Origin of the sequence: Photobacterium sanctipauli, from assembly GCF_003026495.1 — a bacterium.
GTDB lineage: Bacteria > Pseudomonadota > Gammaproteobacteria > Enterobacterales > Vibrionaceae > Photobacterium > Photobacterium sanctipauli.
Genome location: NZ_PYMA01000009.1, coordinates 1 through 23,595, shown reverse-complemented (window position 1 = coordinate 23,595; position 23,595 = coordinate 1). Strand labels below are relative to the sequence as shown.

Genomic DNA, 23,595 nt, shown 5'->3' with positions numbered 1-23,595 from the left:
GTGTTAGTCACAGGGCAATTCCAATGTGCTAGCTAAGTTAGGTATAGTAAGCGACTTATAGTCGGTGCCGCTTGAATATCTAGAAAAGCAGGCAGTTAATTCAGTGTAGGAAATCATGACCGAAGACAATGCCTTTGAATGGCCAATCACGGTTTATTACGAAGATACTGATGTCGGTGGGCTGGTATACCATGCTAACTACATTAAGTTTTTTGAACGAGCAAGAACGGAACTCTTTAGAAGCCTCGGTGTCAGTCTAAACGACTTATTTACCGAAAAGGCCAGTTTTGTTGTTCGTCACATTGATATTGACTACCTCAAAGGTGCCCAACTTGACGATCAGTTAACCGTAAGAACATGGGTGAATAACTCACGCCGTGTGGCTATCGAGTTCTGTCAGGTTTTAGTTAACAATGAGGGGCAGATCTTGTGCAAGGCACTGATTACGGTAGCCTGTGTGCATCCTGATACCCTCAAACCTATCAAGATCCCAGAAAAAATTATGTCGGAGATATCTAAGTGACAGCTGAACTTTCGATTTTAGATCTGTTCTTGCAGGCGAGCCTGCTGGTGAAGATCGTGATGTTAATTCTACTTGCTATGTCCGTCATTTCATGGGCGATGATCATTAAGCGCTCGCAAGTTCTGTCATACGCCAGAGGCAAGGCTGAGCGTTTTGAAGACCGCTTTTGGTCGGGTGTTGACCTGTCGCAGCTATACCAAGAAGTGGAAGCGCGCAAAGATAGCCTGACTGGTACCGAACAAATCTTCCACGCGGGCTTTAAAGAGTTTGCCCGCCTGCACCGCAATAACGGCAAGGCGCCGGAAGCGGTAATGGAAGGCACTGGCCGTGCGATGCGTGTGGCTTTGTCACGTGAAGTAGAAGAAATGGAAACCAACCTACCTTTCCTGGCGACGGTTGGCTCAATCTCGCCTTATATCGGCCTGTTCGGTACGGTATGGGGTATTATGCACGCCTTTATTGCGCTGGGTGCTGTTAAGCAAGCGACCTTGCAGATGGTTGCACCGGGCATTGCAGAAGCCTTGGTGGCAACGGCAATGGGCCTATTTGCTGCGATCCCAGCGGTGATGTTCTACAACAAGCTAACTAACCAGGTATCTAAGCTTGAGCACAGCTACGCCACCTTTATGGAAGAGTTCTCAAGCATTTTGCACCGTCAGGCGTTCGCTTCTAACCAGGAGTAATGGGTATGGCTTATCAACCTAAGAAGCGCAAGATGACGGCTGAGATCAATGTGGTGCCCTACATTGATGTCATGTTTGTACTGCTGATTATTTTTATGGCAACTGCACCGTTTATTACCCAAGGGGTGGATGTTGATCTACCGGCCACAACGACGGCGAAAACAGCCGCAGAGTTGGCAGGGGATAATAACGAACGTGCGCCTATCATCGTTGAGGTGAGCCAAGACGGCCACCTTGGCCTGAGTGTCGATAACCAAGACATGGTTCGCGGCTTGGGGCTGAACGAGCTGCTAACCCGTGTGCGTGCCGAGCTGCAATTGAACCCGAGCTCTGCCGTGTTGGTTGGCGGTGATGCCCGTGCACCATACTCGTTTATTATCGAAACCCTGGATGCATTGAACCAGGCAGGTGTCGACTCGGTAGGTTTGATGACAGAGCCTTTGGAGCAGTAATTAAGGCGGTACAGGATGAAAAATAATAATTACAGTACTGCAATCATTATCTCGTTGGTATTACACGGTTTATTGGTCGCAGCACTGTTATGGGGAACGGATTTCGCCATGAATGAGCCGAAGCCTGCGGGCAATACGATTAAGGCGGTGGTGGTTGATCCAAATTTGGTGAACCAGCAAGCGCAGCGTATTCGCGAACAGCGCGAAGCAGCCAAGCAAGCTGAGCAAGATCGTCTCCGTCGCTTGGAGCAACAAGCCGAAGCGCTTGAGAAGCAGCGCCAGGCAGAAGAGCAACGCTTGCGCCAGCTAAAGGCAGATAAGCTCAAGGCGGAGAAAGAAGCGCGCGAAGCCGAGCAAGAGCGTAAGCGTGTAGCCGCAGAGCGTGCCAAAGCCGCGGAAGAGAAGCGCAAAGCCGATGAGGCAGCGCGTGTTGCCCGTGAACAAGCGGCTAAAGCAGAAGCGGAGCGTCAGGCTAAGCAAGAGGCTGCCCGTAAGGCCGAAGCTGAGCGTCAACGCCAGATCGCCGAGCAGCGCAAGGCAGAAGAAGCCAAGCGTCAGGCGGAAGCCGAAGCGAAGCGTGCCGAACAAGAGCGTCAGGCACAAATAGCGGCGAAGAAAAAAGCGGAAGAAGAGGCGAGAGTAGCCGAAGCTGCCCGCCAAGAAGCGGAGCGCAAGGCCGCAGAAGCGCGTGAAGTTCAGCGCCAGCAAGAAGCGGCCCTGAGCGACATGTTTGCCGGGCTTGAAGCCGAAACAGAACAACGTGGTGGTGCGAGAGGTCAGTTTATCGCTGACGAAACGCAGCGCTATGGTGCTATCTATACTCAGATGATCCAACAAAACCTACTGGTAGAGCAGAGCTTTATCGGCAGGGAGTGTGTGATCCGAATGCGTTTATCAGCCAATGGGTTGGTGCTCGATGCCTCCGAAGAAGGTGGCGATAGAAGCTTATGCCGCGCAGCGAAAGCGGCGGTGGTAAAAGTGAGCCAATTCCCGATGCCAGAAGATCCTGCCGTTATTGAAAGGTTGCGCGGTATCAGGCTGATTGTAAGCCCACAATGATAAAGGAGTTTTTATGAAACGTTGGTTAATGGGCTTGTGTATTGCTCTTCTGAGTTTTAGCCAAGTTGCACAAGCAGAACTAGAGCTGGTGATCACTGAAGGTGTCGACTCTGCTCGACCTATCGGTGTGGTGCCTTTCCAGTGGGAAGGCGAGGGTAGTATGCCAACCGATATTTCGGCGGTGATCGCCTCGGACTTACGCCGTAGTGGTAAATTCTCGCCGGTGGCAACCAGCAAGATGCCACAAACCCCGTACAGCGAAGAGCAAGTGGATTACAACGCTTGGACCTCTTTGGGTGTTGATGCCCTGGTAACGGGTAAAGTCAGCCTCAATGCCGAGGGCAATTATGTTATCCACTACCAACTGGTTGATGTGGTGCGCGGCCAGTTAACTAGCGGTGAAAGCCGCGGCCTCACCGATGGCGAGCTGGTACTGACGAAAGATCATTTGCTTATCAACAACCGTGCGACGGTGAAAGAAAACCGCTTGCGCCAGTATGCGCACCGTATCTCCGATGTGGTGTACGAGAAGCTGACGGGCGAGAAGGGTGCCTTCCTGACTCGTATCGCCTACGTGGTTATTGATGACAAGGCGAAATACCCATACCAGCTACGCGTGGCCGACTACGACGGCTTCAACGAGCGTCTGGTATTGAAGTCGCAGCAACCGCTAATGTCTCCATCTTGGTCGCCTGACGGTAGCAAGCTGGCTTACGTAAGCTTCGAAAACCAACAAGCTCAGCTGTTTATCATGGATATCTATAAAGGTACCCGTGAGATGATTGCCTCTTACCCGCGTCACAACGGTAACCCGCGCTTCTCGCCAGATGGCAAGAAATTGGCGATGGTGTTGTCTAAGAGCGGCAGCTTGCATATCTACATTAAAGATCTTGAAACTAAAAAGCTGACCCAGATCACCCGCGGTCGTTCGAACAATACTGAGGCATTTTGGGATCCAAGCGGCGAGTCGATGATCTTTACCTCAGACAGAGGTGGTAAACCACAGATATATCGAGTAAATTTAGCTGACGGTTCGACTCAGCGCCTGACGTGGCAGGGAAGTCAGAACCTCGGCGGACAATTGACACCGGATGGACGATTCCTGGTGATGGTTCATAAGTCTGATGCTGGCTACAACATTGCGAAGCAAGACCTGAAGACCGGCGCGGTACAGATTTTAACGAAGACATTCTTGGACGAGTCGCCAAGCATTGCGCCAAACGGCGGTATGGTGATTTATAGCTCAGTGAATAATAAATCCAATGAGCTGTCTTTGGTGTCGATCGACGGGCGTTTTAAAGCACGATTACCTGCAACGAACGGTCGGGTAAGGGCACCTTCTTGGGGACCTTTCCTGTAAATTCGAGCATTTAGATATAAAAAAGGAAAAAAATAATGCAACTGAATAAAGTACTAAAGGGACTGGCAATTGCGCTGCCAATGTTCACTCTAGCGGCATGTAGCTCAAGCGAAAGCACGGATAGCTCTGCAGCTTCTGAAACCAACACAGGTACCACTACTGAGCAAACTACAGTTGCAACACCTGTTGAGTCTGGTTCTGCTGCGCTTTCTGAGCAAGAAATCCGTAACCAGGAGCTACGTCAAGAGCAAACTGTTTACTTCAAGTTTGATAACGCTGAAATCCAGCCTGACTACCAGGACATGCTAACAGCGCACGCTGAGTACCTACGTGACAACAGCGATGTTAAAGTTATCGTTGAAGGCCACGCTGATGAGCGCGGTACGCCAGAGTACAACATCGCACTAGGCGAGCGTCGTGCAAACGCAGTTGCTAAGTACCTACAGGCGCTAGGCGTATCTTCAAGCCAAATCTCAATTGTTAGCTACGGTGAAGAGAAGCCACTAGTGCTTGGCCACACTGAAGCTGACTACGCTAAGAACCGTCGTTCGGTTCTAGTATACTAAGCCATAAAGGTTAACATTATGAACAGTAACAAAATGCGTTGTCTCGCATTAACGTTGCTGGTTGGTGCGGCGACCCAGGTGGTCGCCGCACCTGCTCCTGTTACTGAGTTAAGTGGTAGCAGTGCGCAGGGCGATAGCCTAGAACGTCTGGAAAGGATGATTGAGGCTCGCAACCAGGTGCAGCTGGATATGCAGCGGCAACTGGATCAGCTGGCAACCGAAATGGATGAACTTCGAGGCATTGTCGAGCGCAACAGCTATGACTTGAGTCAGATGCTTGAGCGTCAGCGAGAGCTTTACCGCGAGGTGGATGCACTTAGCCGTCAGGCGCCGGCAAAGGCTGCCGAGAAACCAGCGGAAGAGAGCAAGTCCACTGAAACCTATACCGGTAATGTCAGCGAGAATGAAGCATACGAGTCGGCAGTGAACCTGATCTTGAAAGAGAAAGATTACACTGGGGCCATTGCGGCATTCAAAGGCTTCCTTACCACTTATCCAGAATCCGCTTATAAGCCGAATGCTCACTACTGGTTAGGACAGCTTTATTTCACCCAAAGCCAGTTGTCTGAAGCAGGCGAGCAGTTTAATGCGGTTGCAAGCTTCAAGGATTCCAACAAGCGAGCAGATGCATTGCTGAAGCTGGGCATCATTGCCGAGCGCAGCAAGAAAGCCGATGAAGCGAAGAAATACTACCAAGATGTTATTTCTAGCTACCCGGGTTCAACAAGCGCACGCCAGGCGGAAAACAACCTTAAAAACCTTTAAGAGCTCAGCGCTAATAGCTTGAAGCACTGAGGTTTTAACTTGATAGACAAAAGGCCAGCTTGCTGGCCTTTTTTGATCCCGTGTATCTTGGTTTGATTGCAGTGTATAATGCCCGGATTGTTATAAGGACAGCACACAGAGCAATCGAGCCATGAGCCTAACATTTGACCCTTCAGAAATGGTTTACCCGTTTCCACCTAAGCCAGCACCTTTGACTGTCGACGAACAGCAAGCGTACAAGGCAAAGATCAAAGCATTGCTAGAGGAAAAGAACGCAGTGCTTGTTGCCCACTACTACACCGACCCTGAAATTCAGGCTCTTGCAGAAGAGACCGGTGGTTTTGTCGGTGACTCGCTGGAAATGGCGAAGTTTGGTAACCAGCACCCAGCACAAACGCTGGTGATCTGCGGTGTTCGCTTCATGGGGGAGTCAGCAAAAATCTTAACCCCTGAAAAGCGCGTATTGATGCCGACGCTCGAAGCGGAGTGTTCGCTTGATCTTGGCTGCCCGGCCGATAAGTTTACCGAGTTTTGTGATGCTCACCCTGATCACATTGTTGTGGTCTATGCCAATACCTCTGCGGCAGTTAAAGCACGGGCTGACTGGGTGGTGACATCTAGCATTGCGCTTGAGATTGTTGAGCACCTTGAAACCGAGGGTAAGGATATAATCTGGGGCCCTGACCGCCATCTAGGCTCTTATATCCAGAAGCAAACTGGCGCAGAAATGCTATTGTGGCAAGGTGAGTGTGTTGTTCATGACGAGTTTTCGGCCAAAGCGCTGCGCGACATGAAGCATGTCTACCCGGATGCGGCTATCTTGGTTCACCCTGAATCACCAGCCAGCGTGGTTGCCTTGGCTGATGCAGTCGGCTCTACCAGCCAGCTGATTAAAGCAGCGAAAGAACTGCCTAACCAGCAACTTATTGTGGCAACCGATAAGGGCATCTTCTTTAAGATGCAGCAGATGGTACCGGGCAAAGAATTGATTGAAGCACCAACCGCCGGTGCCGGTGCAACCTGTCGCAGCTGTGCCCATTGCCCTTGGATGGCGATGAACGGCCTGAAAGCCATCGAGCAGGGCTTGCGAGAAGGTGGCGAGCAGCATGAGATCTTCGTTGATGAAGCCTTGCGCGAGAAGTCACTGATCCCGCTGAACCGCATGCTAGATTTCGCGGCAACACTACAAGCGACGAAGTAATTCCAAAGCTAAGCGCTTAATAGCAGCATAAGAAACGGCGACCATCATGATGGTCGCCTTTTGCTATTCGGTTTCCGGTAAAGCATATACCGGCTTGCTCGCTGTTGGCTTAGGCGCCTTCAACCAGAGAGTAGGCACGCAGTGTTAGGCCGCTTAGCATATTCGGCACAGACGCAAAGATCTCTTCGAACTGCGCTAAGCCGTCAGCACCTTCTTGAGAAAGGGCTTCCATCGCGTTTTCTGGATCGTATAGCAAGCTGAAGCACAATAGCACACCGCCAAGCAGGGCATTGTCTTCGCTATCTTCAGGCATCACTGTTTCCCAGTCGTCGCGTGCCAGCTGCCAGCCCTGAAGCAAGCCTTCAGAGAACTCGCGCGTTTTAGCGGTCACCAGTTCTTTATCGTCCAGTGCGCAGCCTTCAGGCCACTGCCATATACCCGATAGCAACGCTTCACGGCTTTCGTTCCAAAGGTTCACGATTTCATTGGCATAGGCTTCTAGCTCTTCCTGGCTAGCAAATGGCGAGTTTTCTTCACCGCCCCATAGAAATGCCAGCCACTCGGTTGGATTGATCAAATGGGGTGCTGCCGCCATAGCAACAACAAAACCACGGGTCTGGGCTTCAGAAAGTAACTGATCGGCTAGCTGTGGGTTGTTTAGCAGCTCACGTAAAGATGAAGACATAAGGCTCTCTCTAAATAAACAGGATCACTCAATAATGGCACATTGCGGATTATTGCAGTGGAAATATGTTGCTATTGTAACAGGCTGGTATTGTCGGTGTTATACCAAACTGATGAATATTCTTAGCCATTTATAGTGTTATCAGCCGTTTGGGTTGGAAAGGGTGGTAAAAATTGAGCACTTGATAGGAAACAGCCTGATTTCTATTGACTGAATTGCGGTAGCGCCTTATATTAGCCGCCTTGTTGAAATTACCTGTTTCAACACACAATTTGGTGAGGTGTCCGAGTGGCTGAAGGAGCACGCCTGGAAAGTGTGTATACGGCAACGTATCGAGGGTTCGAATCCCTCCCTCACCGCCATCTTCAAATTCAATGATTAACTCTTGTCGTTTGTTACCTAAAGATACAAACAAAGGTACAAGTGGTGTCATTGAATTTTTTGCTTATCAGGTTTCAAAACCTTCATGTTTAACATCTTCATCAGATGTTCCACCAGCAACTCTAGCTGGAAACTCTTTAGCTGAAATGTCCCTACCCCAACTAGCTTTCTTGTCATTTTGTGTTGATGCTGAGTGCAATGTCAGTACATACCTGGTGTGTTCTAAGAATGGTTTGCAGGAAACCTTTTGAACTATTCATGTCAACCTAGAAAAACAAATATGGCTTCAGCTCTTCAAAATTCTTCACAATAATCTGCTGACTTTTCGGGTTTAGATCCAGGACACTAATATCGATGTTATAAGCGTCCAGAACATATCGGATCAAAGCTGCGTTAACTGGTATAGAGAGGATGCCTTTTTCCATATCGTAGTCATGGGCAACGATAGCGGCCTGAGTATCGGTTAATCTTGGGTCTGGTATCAACTCGATAGTGAGTGAAGTATTCCATAAGTCATCGTGCTCTTTTCCCATCACTTTCTTACCTTCAAGGCTTGGAATACCTCTTATTCGACTCAACACAAAGTCTCGATAGCCTTTAGAGTGCTCGCAATAGGCACGAACGTGCCAACGTAATGGCGTACAAACAAGGGTGTGTGGAGAAATAATTCGCTCAACTTCGACGCCATCTTTAATCGATGTGTAGCTTATGTCGACACGTTTTTTTTCCCTGATGGCTTGGACGAGAGGGCGAAGTATTTCAGGTGCGATGTTACGTGCGATTGGTCGGACTATGGTTGTGTTGTCAAATCCCATATCGAGATCTTCAAATGTGATGGTCATATCTTCACGTCTTGAAAGAATGTGCAAATATTCATCAGCATGACCTGACGTTAGTTGTGGGATAAAGCTATCACTGGGTTTGTAGCCTTTTAACTGTTTGTCATAGACAAGGTTACCAGGGGCAATCTCTGCAAGATAAGTGTTAATATCTTTCGATGCTTGTTGTCTACCAATACCAAAACTTTTAATCAGATGGTTTGTGGTTAATCGCCCTTCCCATAGCGCAATAATTTCAATCATTCTGTATCGAAAAAGCAGATCCCACCTAACGGGCCATTTACTCATAGTTTGAATCCTGTCTAATTATGCTACGTGTATATGTAATCAGTATTTACCTGTCGTCAATGACGTCATATTATTCTGGGGGCATATATTAGTCAACAGTGTAAAGATTCAAGTGAACATACTCTCAAAAATAGTCGATTCGCCCGAAGTATAGATATTGAATTCATGGAGTATGTAATGTTATCCATCTGATTAATTTGGACTTAGTGAAATGAAACTTAATCAATATCTCACCAAGATTTCGCAGGGAGACTCGATCAACCTAGATCGCTTTATCAAGTGCTTACCATTCTCTGACATGAATGAATGGCGAAAAATCTATAGCGCGATTCGTGTACGAGGTGGTCATCAAATGAAGATACTTGATGCAGAGCGACATAGCTCGCTTTTTGGGCCAGAGGTAAACGATAGAGTAGGGGCATCACACTTGGGACGTTCGCATGATTTTCCAAGTAATTTCGCTCATGTATTAGTTTTGAACAGCACTACAAAATCACAGGTTCCTTTTGTGGTTGTATCTGATGTTAATGGTTACAAAACGCAAGGAAAACTCATTGGTAAGCGGGCAGTTCTTATAGAAAATGTTGAGAATTTCTATCGATATCAAGAGTTTTTAGAGTTAATTGGCCATTCATTATTAGCTGAAAGTTCAGACATCATTTTTAGTTCCGGTAATCAAATATGCCATTACCTGAACAGGCCATTTCTATCTACTTATGATGAAATTTATTGTGCACAAGACGTTGAATTAGGTGGGCTAACAACTTACAAAACGCTCAAAAATGTTTTTCCTACATGTGAATGGCTGGCTCCAGTAGATTGGGACTTATTCAGTAGCAAATTTAAACTCAAACCTAAAAGTGGTGCTCACTTGGCTAAGGCGATAGAGCTAGCTAGAGATCTTGGCTTAAACTCAGAAGCTGAACTTATGAACCAAACGCGCTTGTTCCTAGAGCAAGAAGCTTTTCTACCCGAAATACAACAGGATTCCTCCGATGCTAAATAATGCAATAGATAACCTTTCGATCAGTATATCGCGCTTGGTTGCCGTTGATTCTGCGGGCGTTGCGATTGCAGAAATAGACTTGCGAGAAGGGGGGATTCTTATTGGTGGCGGGAATATTGGTAAAACGTCGATCCTCAATGCGATTCGATTATTTTTATTACCAGAAGAAAACTTCAAAGACTCGAAAAACAAGTTCGGCTTTTCAGATAAAGAAGGCAACTTTTACTCTAATGATGAGTGTTTTGAACACTACTTTCCGAGCAGCACCAGCTTTTTGATTTTAGAGTGCGATAACTATTTAGGCGGACCTATCCCTCACTGTCAGATACTTTATCGCGGTAGTTCAGAAAAACTCGATTATCGCCGCCTGTTTACCTCTCTAAGATATGAGCAAATACGCCACCTTTTTTGGGATGACAATACTGGAGATGATGGAATTGGTGGACGAGTCAATGATCTATCTCTCAGTAAAGTGCAGGCTTATCTTAAGAGTCATGATAAGCATTTCAAACCATTGGTACGTTCCTCTGCAATTAGAGAGACTATTTACGCTAATCAACTGCTCGATATCGATGCGATGCGTTTTTGCTTGTTTCCTCTCAATTCAACTAAAGATGCAGATGTTGATGCCTTTCGTGCGCTCGTTCGTTTGTTATTCGATATGAAAACAGGCTCGGATACGGTTCGTTTAGCCGTTGCCAACATCATTGAGTCCAGAAAAAAAGAACGTAAAGACGAGCTTAATTTCGATATTGATGCCTTTATTAATCATAACGAGATGTTGTCACGCCGCGAGCTAATACTCAAAAAGATTGAAAGCCTAAGGCCTCAGTATGAAAAGCTTGCCCTTAGTCATCAACAATTAATGAGCAATAAAAATGCTGAAGATGCGTTGATGCAGTATGCCATGATGCTTGACAGTCGAATCACACAAGAAAAGCAAATCCTTGAGCAAGAAGAGAAACAGTTAACTTTACAGAAAGGAAAAGTTAACTCGGCGAAGAAAGCGTGTGATGGTATCACGGATAAACAAAAGACACTGAAAGGTGAAATAAACGTACTGTCTCATCAACAAAAAAAACTCAATGAGGTCGTTGAAAAAACGGATCTTATCATCAATATGTACGATGAAAGTGACACAATAGACGACATTATTTTAGGCCACCGTGAACACCTAGATGATAGAAAGGAAGCGTTAAGATTAAAGGAGGATGCAGAAGCTCTACAAACTGAACTGGAAACGCTCAAACAGGAAATTTCCAACCTTAACGAGACGGAAGCTCGCTATCAAGCCTCGGTTAACGCTCAACAATACAAGCTGTTTAACCAGTTACCCGAAAGTGTTTGGATGAAGTTAGCAGCGATTAATGAGGAGTTGGCGGAGTCAAACCCTGCAAGAGTATTATCCTCATCAGAGCGGCAGGCAATTGAGTCAATTACCGATTTATTAGAAGAAAAACAACAGCACTACGCACTTTGGGACTTAACGTTAGAGTTTATCCAACCCACAAATCGAGAGTCCGATCAAACGAGGTTATCTAAAGTACAAGAGACCTTAGAGCAAAAACGCAAGCGAGTCGCAGAACTCAGTGTGATGGGTAGTCAATCCCGTATTGAACGAATTAAAGAAATTACGGCGCTGAAAACAGAAATTAAACGTACTGTAAATGAAATAAACTTGCTACAAGCATATACAAACAATACAGAGCAGCTTAGAGATGCCAACAAGCAACTAGATCAGGCCGAACAAACGAGTCAATCTTTGCAAAAACAGTTAGATGCACAAAATGATCTGTGGGCACAAGAGAAGCAATTGTTTGACGCGCTAACTGTCAAACTAAATGAGAATAAAGGACAGATAGAAAAATTAACCAGATGCAGCGTTAGGGTCAAAGCGGAACTTCAGGCGCATCATCTGCCAGTAAGTGATTTTTCAGTTTTACCCGCCCAAACAGTGGACTTGTCGGAAGAAACATTGCACAAGCGAATTGAGAGTTTAAACAGTAAGCGTCAAGCAAAGACAGATGTTACAGAGAGGCTTCAAGATTTCGTTAGAGAACAAGTGCTAGAAAATGACGATAAGTTGATGCTGTCTCACCTAGATGATGAACTTCTAGAACATGCATTTCACCAGCTTCAAACGCGCTATCAAGGCTTAGATGAGGAGTTTGATATTCTGCGCAAACACTTTATTGAACATAAGCACTCTGTTCACGCCATTATCAATGAGCTAAAAAACAATCGAGAAATGGTTCGCCAATTTGAGCAAAGTATTAATCGTGCGTTTGAGGGATTAGTGATTAATGATTTGTCGGAGGTCGAGGCCAAAATCAAAGTGGAAGCCAGGTTTGATGACTTGGTGAATGAAATCGAGTTTTTTGATACGCATTCTGATCAAAAAGCCTCCGAACAATTTATTGAGCGTCTTAAGGCCTTTAGCAAAAAATTCTTCCCAGAAGGCAGAGCCGCATTGTTAACGATGGAGCAGGTAGTATCTGGTATTTCATATAGAGTGAAAAAGCAGGGACAAGAAGGTTGGGAGAGTAAGTCACAATCTACTTCGACCATTATGCTTATCAACATCAAACTGGTTGAAATTTTACTTGGTAGATTGAGAAACAGCGCTTGTTCTACTCAGTTTCCGTTGGTTATTGACGAAGGTGCTTCGGTTGATAGCTCTCAATTTGATTGGCTGTTGCCCAATATGAAACAAGCAGGATTTAGAGTATTAAGCGCATCGACTAACTCTGCATCTAGTGAGATTATCTTCAAGTTTGGGCAGCATTTTCGATTAGATGCCATGCGTACAGCAACACCTTATAGCAAGGCAAGAAACATTGCTTTTACTGGCATGCCAGAAAGCTTTGTGACAAAAGGAAGTACGCTGGATAGAGAGCAGCTCGATATGTTTGGAGAGTAATATGAGTGATCAACGACTTCTAACCATCCCTACGTTTGCCATCATGCTTGAACATCACACCATCATGAGAGATGTGATCCGTACCATGGATGAGAGCGGTGAGCCATATGTAAGAGAAGCGTCCTTTATCTCTAGATTACACCGTTACATACAGGGTCAAAGCAAAGAGAAGCAGAAACAATTACGTACTGCCTTTTCTACAGACAACTTATTAGCTTCCCATATTTTGGTGGATAAAGATGAGTTCGGGGGCGAGAGTCGCTTGATCTTTGATCGAGCGGTGATAGGGGTATTCCGTCTGTTTGATCGCAGTCTATTTCAAGACCTTACCGATGTTGCACTTAAGATCCAGCTCGGGGGTATACGTATACTCCTAGAAAAGCTCCAATCGGGTTCGATGCTGTATAGCGATAGTGACCTAGATTTCAAGGAGTTGATTGACGAGCTATTTCATCAATTGAGTGAACTGCTTAACAGCATCCGCCTGAACTTGGTCAAAATGCAGACCATCAACCAAGAGCTCTGCGATGCGAGTGAACTTGCCGCTAAGTCTCATAATCCACAAGTGTTTTCTGCTCTTCAGCAAGAGTCGATAGAAAAAATATCTTTACTGCTGTCTCGCCACATATTGCCAACTAGGCAGTTTTTGGATGAAAAAAGCCGTTTGAAAGATGGCCCGAACTTGTTTGAATGTCTGCAAAGCTTACGCAGTCAGTTCGACCTCCATCAAGACCATCATCGGGCTAATGCGATGCTAAGGTATGAGGTGAGTTTTAACAGCTTTCACAAACAGATCAGCAATGTTTCTCAATCGGTGGATCAGTTTTTGGCGCGTTCCAAAAAACGCCTTCAACAGTTTAATGCAATTGAAGGTGCATTTAGTGAGTTAGTGAATGCATTAGATGCCACAAAACAAAATCTCAAGCGCAGCCAGATTGATGGGCAATTTGCTCGTGATAATGGAAGCTTTATGGGATTAATGCAGCAAGCTAGGCCCAAAGTGCTGCGTATCAGTAGTTCAGAAGCCTACCTAAACAACGTAGTCAGTGATATTGAAGCGCGAGTTGTGGATAGGAGTTTGCTAGAGCAGAGCCGTTATGTGGATTTAGTCAGCGTAAAAGATGATTCCACCGAGCAGAGGCTCGCGCGCGCAGAGCAAATCTTTGAGCTAGTTAAAAATATGAAAATGGCGGAGTATCAAGATCTCACTCTCTCACTACATCGTCGCCTTAAAGATTACTTCTCTGACTATCACTTTGTTGACCTATTGGAAGGTCTTAACTTCATATTGCGAAGTGAGGCAATGCTTGATGGACATACACTCAAAATGACCAACTTTCGTCAGCGACTCTCCCTGGGCGACAATATTTATTTATACCGTAAAATTCGAACAGAGCGAGTAATTCAGTAATGAGCCCCTTTTCTCAAATCAACATGCCGAAAAGCCAGCAGATATACGCCACCTTCGTCAATGGCAAGGTGATCACCAAACAGGTTTATGACCTTTATCAGCAGAGTTTTCTAGAGAGTCCACTCTATACCGAGCTTTACAACAATCTTGAGCACTTTACTCAACTCTACCTTCATATAGGTTACACGCTTAATTTCAATGTCGAGGGGGAGTTCTTCTATATTAGCCGAAGTGAAGCTGAAGAAGACGCCGACACTAATGCCACCAAAATTCAGGCAATGTTGTTAATTATCGCCCGCTATTGGGTAGACAAAGGGTATGACCTCGATGATTTAATGACGCCAGTCATTGGCCTCGGTCGTAAGGCACTGGAAGAAATTGCAGAGCAAACGATTTATGATGATATCCGTCAAGCACTTGGAATAGAAACTTGGGATAAAGCCTTAAACTACCTCGCAGACAGAAACTTTCTCTATCAATGCGGTGATAAGCATTACATTTTGAGCTCAGCAGGTATGCATTTCCTTAATCTACATGTTGAAAAGTACTCACAAGAGCAAGAGTAGTTGAGTTTGTAGCTACCGATGAGTATAAGTCGGCCCAAAGTTATTAATGGTTTATAAACTGAAAGTCGAGACAGTCGTGGTGTCTCTCCCTCACTGCCATATTAAGAAAAACCGCCTAATGGGCGGTTTTTTGCTATTTAGTTGTTAGTCTTCTTATCTTCTTATCTTCTTATCTTCTTATCTTCCTGCCTAAAGATTGCCTCGATTATCCTGTCTGATCTTTTATCTGCATGAATATGTCGCTATGGAATTTTATTGTTCATTTGGCAGCCTGCATCAACCATTCTTTTCGTGATTGATAAAATATACACATTTCCTGTGTTATTTATGGCAAATCCACCTTTTTGTTTTGCTCGTTAGCCTTGTTTTCTGTCTTCTTCCTATTTTCTGAGTTTTTATCTATTTAAATTGTTGATTTTAAACTGTTTAAATGAGTGTTCACTCAGTCTTAGTAGGCTGAAATGAAACTGTAATTTGCTTGGGTTATCTGGCTAATCTCATACCTGATGTTTAAAAATAAAGCTTAACTCTGGTTTTAACCCTGCTATACATGAAGTTTAGGTGTGGTTTTGGCTGCTTTAATTCGACAAAATGCTTTTGTAGCACGTCAAGGGTGCCAGCGTAGCGGATCATGCCAAGGTCTGGCTTCAAAATAGTGGTAAACTTACAAACAAATTGGATATTTGGTGGGTAATTCTGCAAAAACTCTGTTTTAATACGCGCATCAACTGCTTGGTCATGATTAATGTAGTTAATCAGGCTAAACAATTTAATTTATATGGTTTTATTTACTGAATATTGAGGTCGCGTAATGTCTGTTAAAGGGCAATTTAACGTAAGAAGTGCTGCTGCTGACACTTTTGCAATGGTAATTTTTAGTTTTATTACAGGCATGATGATAGAAATATTCGTTTCGGGTATGACATTTGAGCAGTCATTGGCTTCGCGTACGCTGTCTATTCCAGTGAATATTGCTATTGCATGGCCTTACGGTGTCTTCCGTGATTTGGTGATCCGACAGGGTATGCGTCTTTCTGGCAATGGCTGGATGAAAGCAGCTTCAGATATGGTTGCTTATGTTATGTTCCAGTCACCAGTATATGCGGCAATCTTGTTTGTGGTGGGGGCAGATGTTGACCAGATCATGACAGCAGTTGCCAGTAACGCCGTTGTTTCAGGTGCGCTAGGTGTTGTTTACGGTCAGTTCCTTGAAATGTGCCGCCGTATGTTCCGCGTACCGGGCTACTACCAGCAGGCGTAACACTAATAACAGCGTTAGCAGTCGAATACTACTTGGCCCCAGCTATTAACTTAGCTGGGGCTTTTTGCATCTAAAATGCAGAAAATTGCATGGTATAGCGCTGAAAAGGCATGAAAATAAGGTTTAACAGAAAATTCAATCTATGACTGTTTGTAACTTCTCATATCTTATTGTGATGTTTGTTTATAACTAATAATTACTGTTTATTGGTTGCCTGTTTAGCTTCGACTCAGAGTTGTTGAATGGTTGTTTAGTTGATTATGCTGCAGGTTTTGTCTTTTTTCGCTATAACAATGGCTTGCGAGCAAGTTAAAAAATGCATGTTATTAATTTGTATGTGCTTTTTCTTTTTTCAAATGGTGGATCTTTGATTTCATAAATGAGTTTTGTGCGGTGGAAGCATTAAGCTTACGTTAAATTCAGTTACAGGCGTCGGTTTAATCTACATACTTTTATTGGCATATTTCTTCTTGTTCAGTCAGTCAACCAACTCGCGCAGACGAGAAACCTGAAAGGAAAGAAAAATGATAGAAGTACATTGGACAGTGGCAACAATGTTTGCTTTAAGCCAGTTTGTTTTGTGGATCAAAATTGGTGTTTTCGGTCGCTTTTTTTCATGGGTCGATCGTATGTGCCAAGCGTTAGCAAAAAACTTATTAGGTACGATTTATGTGCGCCTACGCCCGGTCAGCCATGCCCGTACTCAAACTGAGCTGCCTTATATTTTACGTGGCAAGCCAGCGTCGATGCATTTGGGTAGCTACATCCAAATGCAAAATAAGATGGCTGAAGAGCGAGTGAAAAAGTAACAACTAAGACCGTTCTGAACCAAGATTTAGCAAAGCCCTCATCATTGAGGGCTTTGTCGTTTTTGTCGCATAGTCAGTGGCGAACTAGCGAGGAGCACGCTGGCGTCGCTTCATTTGGATCTCTAATTGCGGATGGGCAATTTCAATACCATGGTGGTTAAACTTTTGCTTAATGCGCTGGTGGAGATCATGGGTCAGCGTTAGTCGATGTGCGGTCTCTGCCGCATAGGCGCGTACTTCAAAATTCTGGCTGTCTGCTGTCAGGGTAAGGAAGAAAACCTCCGGCGCCGGATTGTCGAGCACCAGCTCACATTCATCGGCGGCTTCAAACAGCAGCTTGGTGACCAGCTCGCTGTCTGCAACATACTTGACGCTGATCGATAGGGTTACCCGGGTGATCGGGTCCGATAGCGACCAGTTAATGAACTGCTCAGTCACAAAAGCCTTGTTTGGCACGATAACTTCTTTTCTATCCCAATCGACAATGGTGGTGGCGCGGGTTTGAATTTTAGCAATCACACCCGTGAGGTTGCGGATTGTCACGGTATCACCAATTCGAATTGGCTTTTCAAACAAGATGATCAGGCCGGAAATGAAGTTGGCGAAAATTTCTTGTAGGCCAAAGCCCAAGCCAACACCCAATGCGGCGACCAGCCATTGCATTTTTGACCAATCGAAGCCAATTAAGCCTGAGCCAATAATAATCCCCAAGAAGATGGCGACATAGCGAGTCAAAGAGGTAATGGCGTAGCCGGTACCGGGTGACAGGGCCAAATGTTGTAGGATCAGGAGTTCCATCGCACCGGGTAAGTCTCGGGCGAGGATCATGGTTAGCCAGAATGCCAGGAAGGCCAGCAGCACATTTTTCAAAGAGATCGAACTTAGCTCGTCGATACCGTCGATGGTATTGGTGACATCCCATATCGTGATGTCGCCAAGGTAAGAGATGGCTTGGTAAAAATCAGCCCATACAACAGACAAACACGATAGGTAGATAAGCAATAGCAATGAACGTAGTAGACGCAGTGATTGGGCGCTGATTTTATCGAGGTCGACTTCAGGCTCTTCGACATCGATCTGCATTTCGCTACTGCTGTAATTCTCGTCTTTCTCTTCTTCAAGCTCGGCAATACGCTGAGCAATAATTTCCTGACGTTTTGCCTTGGCTCGCTCAAACGCGAGGCGGCGTTTTTGGATCAGCATCAGGCGTTTGATCAGGTAATAAATTAATAGGGTGACAACACCAATAACGGCAGACACTTCCAGTTTATCCATCACAGATTGTGATGAGCTGAGGTAACCCTTGAGCGCGGTGTAATTGAGTCCCTGCGGGATCAGAATGAGTGTCCACCAGAATAAGTGGTGGCCGATATGCGCCTTGCCTTCCGGTAAGTCGCCATAAGTCATTGGTAGCTTCTCTTGGCATAAACGCCAGAGGAAGTAGCTTACCGAAATGTTACTTATAATAAAGGCAAGCCGGCCTAGTGTCGCATTGACGTCTATATCGCTATATAAGTGGGCGAAATTCTGGATCACCATCATGGGTAGGTAGATCCAAAGTAGGCGCTGGTAGTGGTGGAATGAGCGTGATACCAAATCGGAAGACCAGCCAAAATGCCCGATGAGCAAGCCGTTGTCACGAACCAGCTCGCGCATGAAGCAGTACATAACGAGCGACATTGGGATTGATAAGGCTTGGCCAAAGTGGTGTACGAACGGAAATTGCCATGCTGCACTTAGAATGAGGCCCACTAACCCAACAATCATAGGAATTGGCCAGGCTAGGCAAAATGAGAAAAACACATTGTTGTAGCTAAAGCGGAATTTATCCTGGGTAACTTTGCCGATTTTCTTGCTGGTTTCTTCAAGGTATTTCTTCCAGTGGCGACGGAACCAGCTCAGGCCGAAAATAATCAAGCCAATAACAGATAAGGCAACGATGAGTGGCGTTTTTTCTATGGAGCTCGGAAATTTTAGAAAGCTAACCCACTGGAAGGGCGAGAAGAACCACTTGAGCTTTTCCCATGTTGCCACCATGAGGTTAACACTCAGCGGGTTGGTATCAGGCGCCCAAAACAGTTGTTTGCTGGCTTGGCTTTTTAGCTCATTTAAGATCCCGTTAAGTTTTTCATAAGAGACTTTCAATGTTGCCTGCTGGTAGATCAGGGTGTCGGTATTATCGATAAGCTTGTCGAGCAAAATCAGGTTGGCTTCCATTAAGGCCTTTTCTTGATTTTGCTGCTCTGGCGTTAGCTCTGCCGAGCTGGGCAGGTTAACCCGTTCTTTTAAAAGATCGCTGCGTTGCTGGTACTCGTATTTGTTGATTTGGTTTTGGGCAATATCTTTATCTAGCGAAGTGATCGGCGGGTTGGCTGGCAGCCGGTTGATACGGGTACGAAGGTTTTCGCTAAATGCCGGGCTCAGTTTTAACCACTCCGCCATGGTATCGAGATCATCAGCGGTTTTTTCCACCACCTTAATTTGTTCCGAGGTGTTCTGCAGTTGTTGCTGTACTTGCTCGTTTTTGGTGGAAATAGAAGAAAGCGCACTGAGGTAGCGCTTGTTGTTATTGGTTAGCTGCCTGATCTGCGCTGGCTGATTAATGTCGTCATTTTGGAACCGATCATTCTCATCGCTGGAGCTTTCGGCTTCTTCGCGTAGACGGCGGGACAACTCCCTTTGCAGGTTATTGCGATAAGCCTGCCGAGCATCAATTTCGAGGTTGGTAAGACGAATATGTTGTTTGACCAGCGTGCGACGATTACCGGCACTGAGTTGCTGTGCTTCAATCAGGTATAAGTGGCTCACGTAGTATTGGTGAGCGATTTGGTGAATGAGTGCCAGCTGCTCGGTATTGGGCTGATTTTGGATCTGCTTGAGGGTTTGTTCTTCTTTCTGGATTTGCTTGCGCAGTTGCTCTGAATTAAAAGAAAAGTCGTCGATGCCTTTTTCAATAACCTGCAGTTCATTTTTACTGTTACTACGTATCTGTTCCAACTGCTTGAGGCTGTTGTCTTGCAGGCTGATCTCATCGTTGAGCTCTTCTTGGTCGAGTTGGGTAAAGTCGGGGAACTCCGTCATCGAGAAAGAGTTGATCTGCGCTTGAAGCTCTTTGGTACGCTTTGGAAACTCCGCAACTAACTGGCGGTAGTCTTGGGTTTGCTGCTCAAAATCGCGGGTTTTTTCCAGCTGGTTCTCGGCCTTGAGTAGGGTATCCAGCTCTTTGATAATTTCTGGTGTATTACCCTTGGCATGCAATGCTTCTATTTTGTTGGTCAGCTCGGCTTCTCGCTCACTGTACGCTTCTTCAGCAGCATGAAGACTGAGACTGAAGGTAAGAAAAAGCAGAGCCAGTAGGGGTCTTAGCCAATAACTCATAACGCTCCAAAAATAACCAAAATACAAAATGATAGCTTACGATACCTTAGGTGTTAGTCTAGCAGCGAATAAATACAAAAGATTGGCGGCGAATGGAACAGTTTGATCTAATTCGCATCACTTGCGCTTTATTTTATGAAAAGCCCTTGACCCAAGTACGCTAAATCATTACATTAGCCGCCGTTGAGACGCACAGCGTCCTACAACAATTTGGTGAGGTGTCCGAGTGGCTGAAGGAGCACGCCTGGAAAGTGTGTATACGGCAACGTATCGAGGGTTCGAATCCCTCCCTCACCGCCATCTTCAAATTCAATGATTTACTCTTGTCGTTTGTTACCTAAAGGTACAAACAAAGGTACAAGCAGTGTCATTGAATTTTTTGCTATCTGAGCCTCATAAATCTGAGTTAACTAAAGCTAGCTTAGCTACTTTAGACTCACCTCATTCAGATTCTCCTCTAGAAGATTCCCCGCTTCAAGATGTTCCTCCAGCATCTCAAGCTTTAAGCTCCTCTAATGCCAATAGTGCTAATACATATTTAGTGCGCTCTAAGAGCGGTATCTATTCCTTTAGGTGGAATGTACGTGTTGATAACCCGTCATACAATCCTCTAGCTTCATCTAGTAAACCATACAAGTATAAGCAGTTAAAAGTTAGCCTCAGAACAAGGCAGCGTCTGCATGCTGCTTCCTATGCTCTGTATCTCTACAGAGAAATATCTTCATTCCACAATCCGTCCATTGAGCAGATTAAAGCTACATTCAATAGCTTTGTTAGCTCAGTCTTTGCAAAGAAAGAGGCTGTTTTCCTTTCATCTGTAGATATTGATAAAGCCTTAGAAGACCTAGCTTTCAAGAGTAGAAGGGACTATAGAGCCTGCTGGGAGAGCTTCTTAAGGTTATATCCATCCATTTGTACTCATGAGATTAAGGCTGCTCATATTGAACAGTGGAAGTTATCTCAGTCTATCTCAGTGAAGAGTAAGGGTAAGACAGTCAGCCCTACAACACTCAAGAAGAAGCTAAGGCTGCTATCTAGCTGCTTCAATAGAGCATCAGTGCCTTGTGAGGCTGAATGGTTTCAATTGTCTAAGAATGAGGCTAGAGCTACATCTAAAGCATCCTCTACAAAGGCTAAGAGGGCTTTCTCTGAGAAAGAGCTCAAAGAGCTATTGAAGCTCACTTATGAGTTTAAAGCTGATGGGTATGTAGGTAATGGCTGGAGATATTACTTGCCTAGAATGGCTATTCTTACAGGCTGTCGCCTTAATGAGCTAGCTCAAATGAGGGTAGGTGATGTAGACCTTGTATCTGCTCAGCCTCATCTTGATATTAATGATGATCATGAAGATAAAACACTTAAGAATGATTCAAGCAAAAGGACTGTACCTGTCGCTCCAGACCTTAAAGCCTTGCTTGAGCCTCTTGTCCATCAAAGAGCTAAAGATGAAAGGCTCTTTCCTTCATTAACATACTCCAAAGACAACGGATACAACAGTAAGCCTAGTAAGTGGTTTAGTGTCTTGTGTAGAGAGAAGCTCAAGCTTCAAGGTGTTAGCTTTCACTCATTTAGACATTATGCAATTACAAAGCTATTCAATGAGGCAGTTAGTGAAGAGCTTATAGGTTCATTGATGGGACATAGCATAGGTAAGCTAACAACAGGGAAGGTGTATATGAGTGGCTTTACTTACATGAACAAGCTTGAGGCTATTCGTAAGTTATCTGTGGGGTTGGTGTTGTAGATTAACTAGGTGTTTGTTAAACAGTGGGTTAAAGAGGCTCATCTGAAACTATATAAAAGATATATAAAACGAATGTAATTACTTCATTGTAATGATTAAAGTCACTTGTGTTGCCCTTCTTGGTGGAAGCTTTATTCAGCATAGATACAACATAGATACAACATAGATACAGTGTGTGCCTGAAAAGGAGGTGAGCAAAGGAAACGGGACTCCTAGACCTTTAACGTCCCTAGCTCTTTGTTCATTTCTCTTTGGCTCCTTCATGTTCATGAGAATGCTATGTGTGCTGGCTGAGGAGATGCAGGAAAGCAAGCCTCTAATGAGGCTGACTTCCTTGAACGTAGAGCCCTTAGTTGTAGGGGGAAAAGCATCTCCTCAATGTGCCAGCACGACATAGGTTAGATGCATGAATGGATGAATACATGTGAGGAATAAGCAATGAGCAACACACTAAGTCTTAAAGATGTTCTGATGAAAGAAGCTCTATGTAAGGCAGTAGCAGACCTTCTAGTTATCACAGCCAATGCTAAGGATGCTCAGTTACGAGTGTTAGGTGTGCATGAGGCTAATGACTCTAATGGGAAGGATGTATCTGTCATTGAGCTAGCTCCAATTGTTTCCATTGATGGGAAGGAAGACTGGAGTGGCATTAAGCCAATGACCCCATATGGAGAGGATGCTAACACCTTGTACCTGTTAGTAGCTCCAGCATTTGCTAAAGACCTAGCTATGTACATAGACCATATGTATGTGAAAGAGCTTACATCATTAGATGGGGCTTTAAAGAATATGGATGAAGCTAATGTGGCTCAGCTAATGAGAAGTAGCTTTGAGTCTGTACAGGGTAACAGAAACCAAGAAGCTTCAATCATATAAGAAGCTTTCATCAAAATTACGGTAGATGAGTAAATGAAAGGCAGTGAGAGTAATAACGGTATTAGCAGTAAGGCAAACAATAAAACAAGTAATAAGGCTGTTCCTCTTAAAGCTACGCTTATGGGTTTGATGAGTATTGCTGTAATGAGTGGGTGCTCTGTAGTTCATGAGGTCACTGAAGATGCATCGTTTAGCTCTACTATGTTCTGGTCAGATGAAGATAAAGCGAGGCTGGAGAGATACCCTGAATGTAAAAACAATCAGAAGGTAATGAGCTGCATTGCACTGATGGAGGCTAGGGCTGATAGGGATTATGAGGCAAAGATAAGAGCCAGAGAGCAAGAGCTTCTTGAGCAGGAAAAGGCTAGAAAGGCTAAGGAGCATGAAGAGTGGCTTAAGTCTCCAGAGGGTGTAGCTCATGCTAAAGAGCAAGAAAGAAAAGCTGCTGAGCAAGAGAGGAAGCAAGCTGCTGTGAAAGGTCAATGTGAGCATGTAGCTAAGGACTTTGCTCAGGACTATCCTGTTCAGTATAAAGGCTTAAGACATTGGCAGCCTATGTATGGAGATATGGTGTTATGTTTAGCTGACTACATATATAAGGATGTGTATGAGGTAGAGCACTATAAAGTTATTACTTTTGAATACAATACTTCTTCTAACAGGTATCAATGGAGGGAGTGATGGGAATAATAAAGATGATCCGCACCAGCAGTTTTGGACACCGAGTTAAGTGAGTACAATCACTAACGAGGTGAATCATGACAAACAAGAAGAAACGTATTATCCATTCTCCTGAATTTAAAGCAGAAGCCCTTAAACTGG

Annotated in this window: 20 protein-coding genes and 2 tRNA genes; 19 read left to right on the top strand and 3 right to left on the bottom strand. The window is 44.9% G+C overall.

Features of this window, described 5'->3' with window-relative positions:
• The first annotated feature begins 115 nt into the window (after nucleotides 1-115).
• From ybgC to nadA, 8 genes are all read left to right on the top strand, one after another.
• Nucleotides 116-523, top strand: coding sequence for a tol-pal system-associated acyl-CoA thioesterase (gene ybgC / locus C9I98_RS14565; protein WP_036819745.1), 408 nt, complete (start codon nucleotides 116-118; stop codon nucleotides 521-523).
• A complete protein-coding gene (tolQ, locus tag C9I98_RS14560; protein ID WP_036819746.1) occupies nucleotides 520-1,206 on the top strand; it encodes a protein TolQ in 687 nt (228 codons plus the stop codon). Before ybgC ends, tolQ begins: the two co-directional genes overlap by 4 nt.
• Nucleotides 1,207-1,211: 5 nt before the next feature.
• Nucleotides 1,212-1,658: an ExbD/TolR family protein gene (locus C9I98_RS14555; protein ID WP_036819765.1), complete on the top strand. Its 447-nt coding sequence runs from the start codon at nucleotides 1,212-1,214 to the stop codon at nucleotides 1,656-1,658.
• Nucleotides 1,659-1,673: 15 nt separating this feature from the next.
• Complete coding sequence (gene tolA / locus C9I98_RS14550) at nucleotides 1,674-2,717, top strand: cell envelope integrity protein TolA (protein WP_036819748.1); 1,044 nt, start codon at nucleotides 1,674-1,676, stop codon at nucleotides 2,715-2,717.
• Between the two features lie 13 nt (nucleotides 2,718-2,730).
• Complete coding sequence (tolB, locus tag C9I98_RS14545; protein ID WP_036819750.1) at nucleotides 2,731-4,077, top strand: Tol-Pal system beta propeller repeat protein TolB; 1,347 nt, start codon at nucleotides 2,731-2,733, stop codon at nucleotides 4,075-4,077.
• Between the two features lie 35 nt (nucleotides 4,078-4,112).
• On the top strand, nucleotides 4,113-4,643 hold the full coding sequence (gene pal, locus C9I98_RS14540) for a peptidoglycan-associated lipoprotein Pal (RefSeq protein ID WP_036819753.1): 531 nt from the start codon (nucleotides 4,113-4,115) through the stop codon (nucleotides 4,641-4,643).
• Nucleotides 4,644-4,661: 18 nt separating this feature from the next.
• Complete coding sequence (gene ybgF / locus C9I98_RS14535) at nucleotides 4,662-5,408, top strand: tol-pal system protein YbgF (protein WP_036819756.1); 747 nt, start codon at nucleotides 4,662-4,664, stop codon at nucleotides 5,406-5,408.
• 151 nt (nucleotides 5,409-5,559) lie between these two features.
• A complete protein-coding gene (nadA, locus tag C9I98_RS14530; protein WP_036819758.1) occupies nucleotides 5,560-6,609 on the top strand; it encodes a quinolinate synthase NadA in 1,050 nt (349 codons plus the stop codon).
• 109 nt (nucleotides 6,610-6,718) lie between these two features.
• Here the strand turns inward: nadA and C9I98_RS14525 are convergent, their stop codons facing one another.
• Nucleotides 6,719-7,294 (bottom strand): UPF0149 family protein, encoded by a 576-nt coding sequence (locus tag C9I98_RS14525; RefSeq protein WP_036816403.1) that lies wholly within the window; start codon nucleotides 7,292-7,294, stop codon nucleotides 6,719-6,721.
• 274 nt (nucleotides 7,295-7,568) lie between these two features.
• Here C9I98_RS14525 and C9I98_RS14520 point away from each other — a divergent pair.
• Nucleotides 7,569-7,656 (top strand) — tRNA-Ser (locus C9I98_RS14520).
• Between the two features lie 285 nt (nucleotides 7,657-7,941).
• Here the strand turns inward: C9I98_RS14520 and C9I98_RS14515 are convergent.
• Nucleotides 7,942-8,802 carry a helix-turn-helix transcriptional regulator gene (locus C9I98_RS14515; protein WP_036816405.1) on the bottom strand — a complete coding sequence of 287 codons (861 nt, stop codon included), beginning with the start codon at nucleotides 8,800-8,802 and terminating at the stop codon, nucleotides 7,942-7,944.
• A 211-nt stretch (nucleotides 8,803-9,013) separates the two neighbouring features.
• Between C9I98_RS14515 and C9I98_RS14510 the strand changes: the two genes are divergently transcribed.
• From C9I98_RS14510 to C9I98_RS14480, 6 genes are all read left to right on the top strand, one after another.
• The gene (locus C9I98_RS14510) at nucleotides 9,014-9,808 is read left to right on the top strand and encodes a hypothetical protein (RefSeq protein ID WP_036816407.1); all 795 of its coding nucleotides are present in this window, start codon (nucleotides 9,014-9,016) and stop codon (nucleotides 9,806-9,808) included.
• Complete coding sequence (locus C9I98_RS14505) at nucleotides 9,798-12,728, top strand: coiled-coil domain-containing protein (protein ID WP_036816409.1); 2,931 nt, start codon at nucleotides 9,798-9,800, stop codon at nucleotides 12,726-12,728. Before C9I98_RS14510 ends, C9I98_RS14505 begins: the two co-directional genes overlap by 11 nt.
• 1 nt (nucleotide 12,729) lies before the next feature.
• Complete coding sequence (locus C9I98_RS14500) at nucleotides 12,730-14,139, top strand: hypothetical protein (protein ID WP_036816411.1); 1,410 nt, start codon at nucleotides 12,730-12,732, stop codon at nucleotides 14,137-14,139.
• Nucleotides 14,139-14,705 (top strand): condensin complex protein MksE, encoded by a 567-nt coding sequence (locus C9I98_RS14495; protein WP_036816413.1) that lies wholly within the window; start codon nucleotides 14,139-14,141, stop codon nucleotides 14,703-14,705. Before C9I98_RS14500 ends, C9I98_RS14495 begins: the two co-directional genes overlap by 1 nt.
• Nucleotides 14,706-15,516: 811 nt before the next feature.
• A complete protein-coding gene (locus C9I98_RS14485) occupies nucleotides 15,517-15,966 on the top strand; it encodes an L-alanine exporter AlaE (RefSeq protein WP_107272143.1) in 450 nt (149 codons plus the stop codon).
• Nucleotides 15,967-16,490: 524 nt separating this feature from the next.
• On the top strand, nucleotides 16,491-16,775 hold the full coding sequence (locus C9I98_RS14480; RefSeq protein ID WP_107272142.1) for a hypothetical protein: 285 nt from the start codon (nucleotides 16,491-16,493) through the stop codon (nucleotides 16,773-16,775).
• A gap of 84 nt (nucleotides 16,776-16,859) precedes the next feature.
• On the opposite strand, the gene mscM is transcribed toward C9I98_RS14480, so the two are convergent.
• Nucleotides 16,860-20,153: a miniconductance mechanosensitive channel MscM gene (gene mscM / locus C9I98_RS14475; RefSeq protein ID WP_107272141.1), complete on the bottom strand. Its 3,294-nt coding sequence runs from the start codon at nucleotides 20,151-20,153 to the stop codon at nucleotides 16,860-16,862.
• A 212-nt stretch (nucleotides 20,154-20,365) separates the two neighbouring features.
• On the opposite strand from mscM, the gene C9I98_RS14470 reads away from it, so the two are divergent.
• The 4 genes from C9I98_RS14470 (at nucleotide 20,366) to C9I98_RS14455 (ending at nucleotide 23,454) form a co-directional block, all read left to right on the top strand.
• Nucleotides 20,366-20,453, top strand: a tRNA-Ser gene (locus C9I98_RS14470).
• Nucleotides 20,454-20,517: 64 nt separating this feature from the next.
• A complete protein-coding gene (locus C9I98_RS14465) occupies nucleotides 20,518-21,897 on the top strand; it encodes a site-specific integrase (protein WP_245907166.1) in 1,380 nt (459 codons plus the stop codon).
• 438 nt (nucleotides 21,898-22,335) lie between these two features.
• Entirely contained in the window at nucleotides 22,336-22,773 is a 438-nt protein-coding gene (locus C9I98_RS14460) for a hypothetical protein (RefSeq protein ID WP_036826767.1), read from the top strand.
• Between the two features lie 33 nt (nucleotides 22,774-22,806).
• On the top strand, nucleotides 22,807-23,454 hold the full coding sequence (locus tag C9I98_RS14455) for an ATP synthase subunit B family protein (protein WP_036826765.1): 648 nt from the start codon (nucleotides 22,807-22,809) through the stop codon (nucleotides 23,452-23,454).
• Nucleotides 23,455-23,595 lie beyond the last annotated feature (141 nt).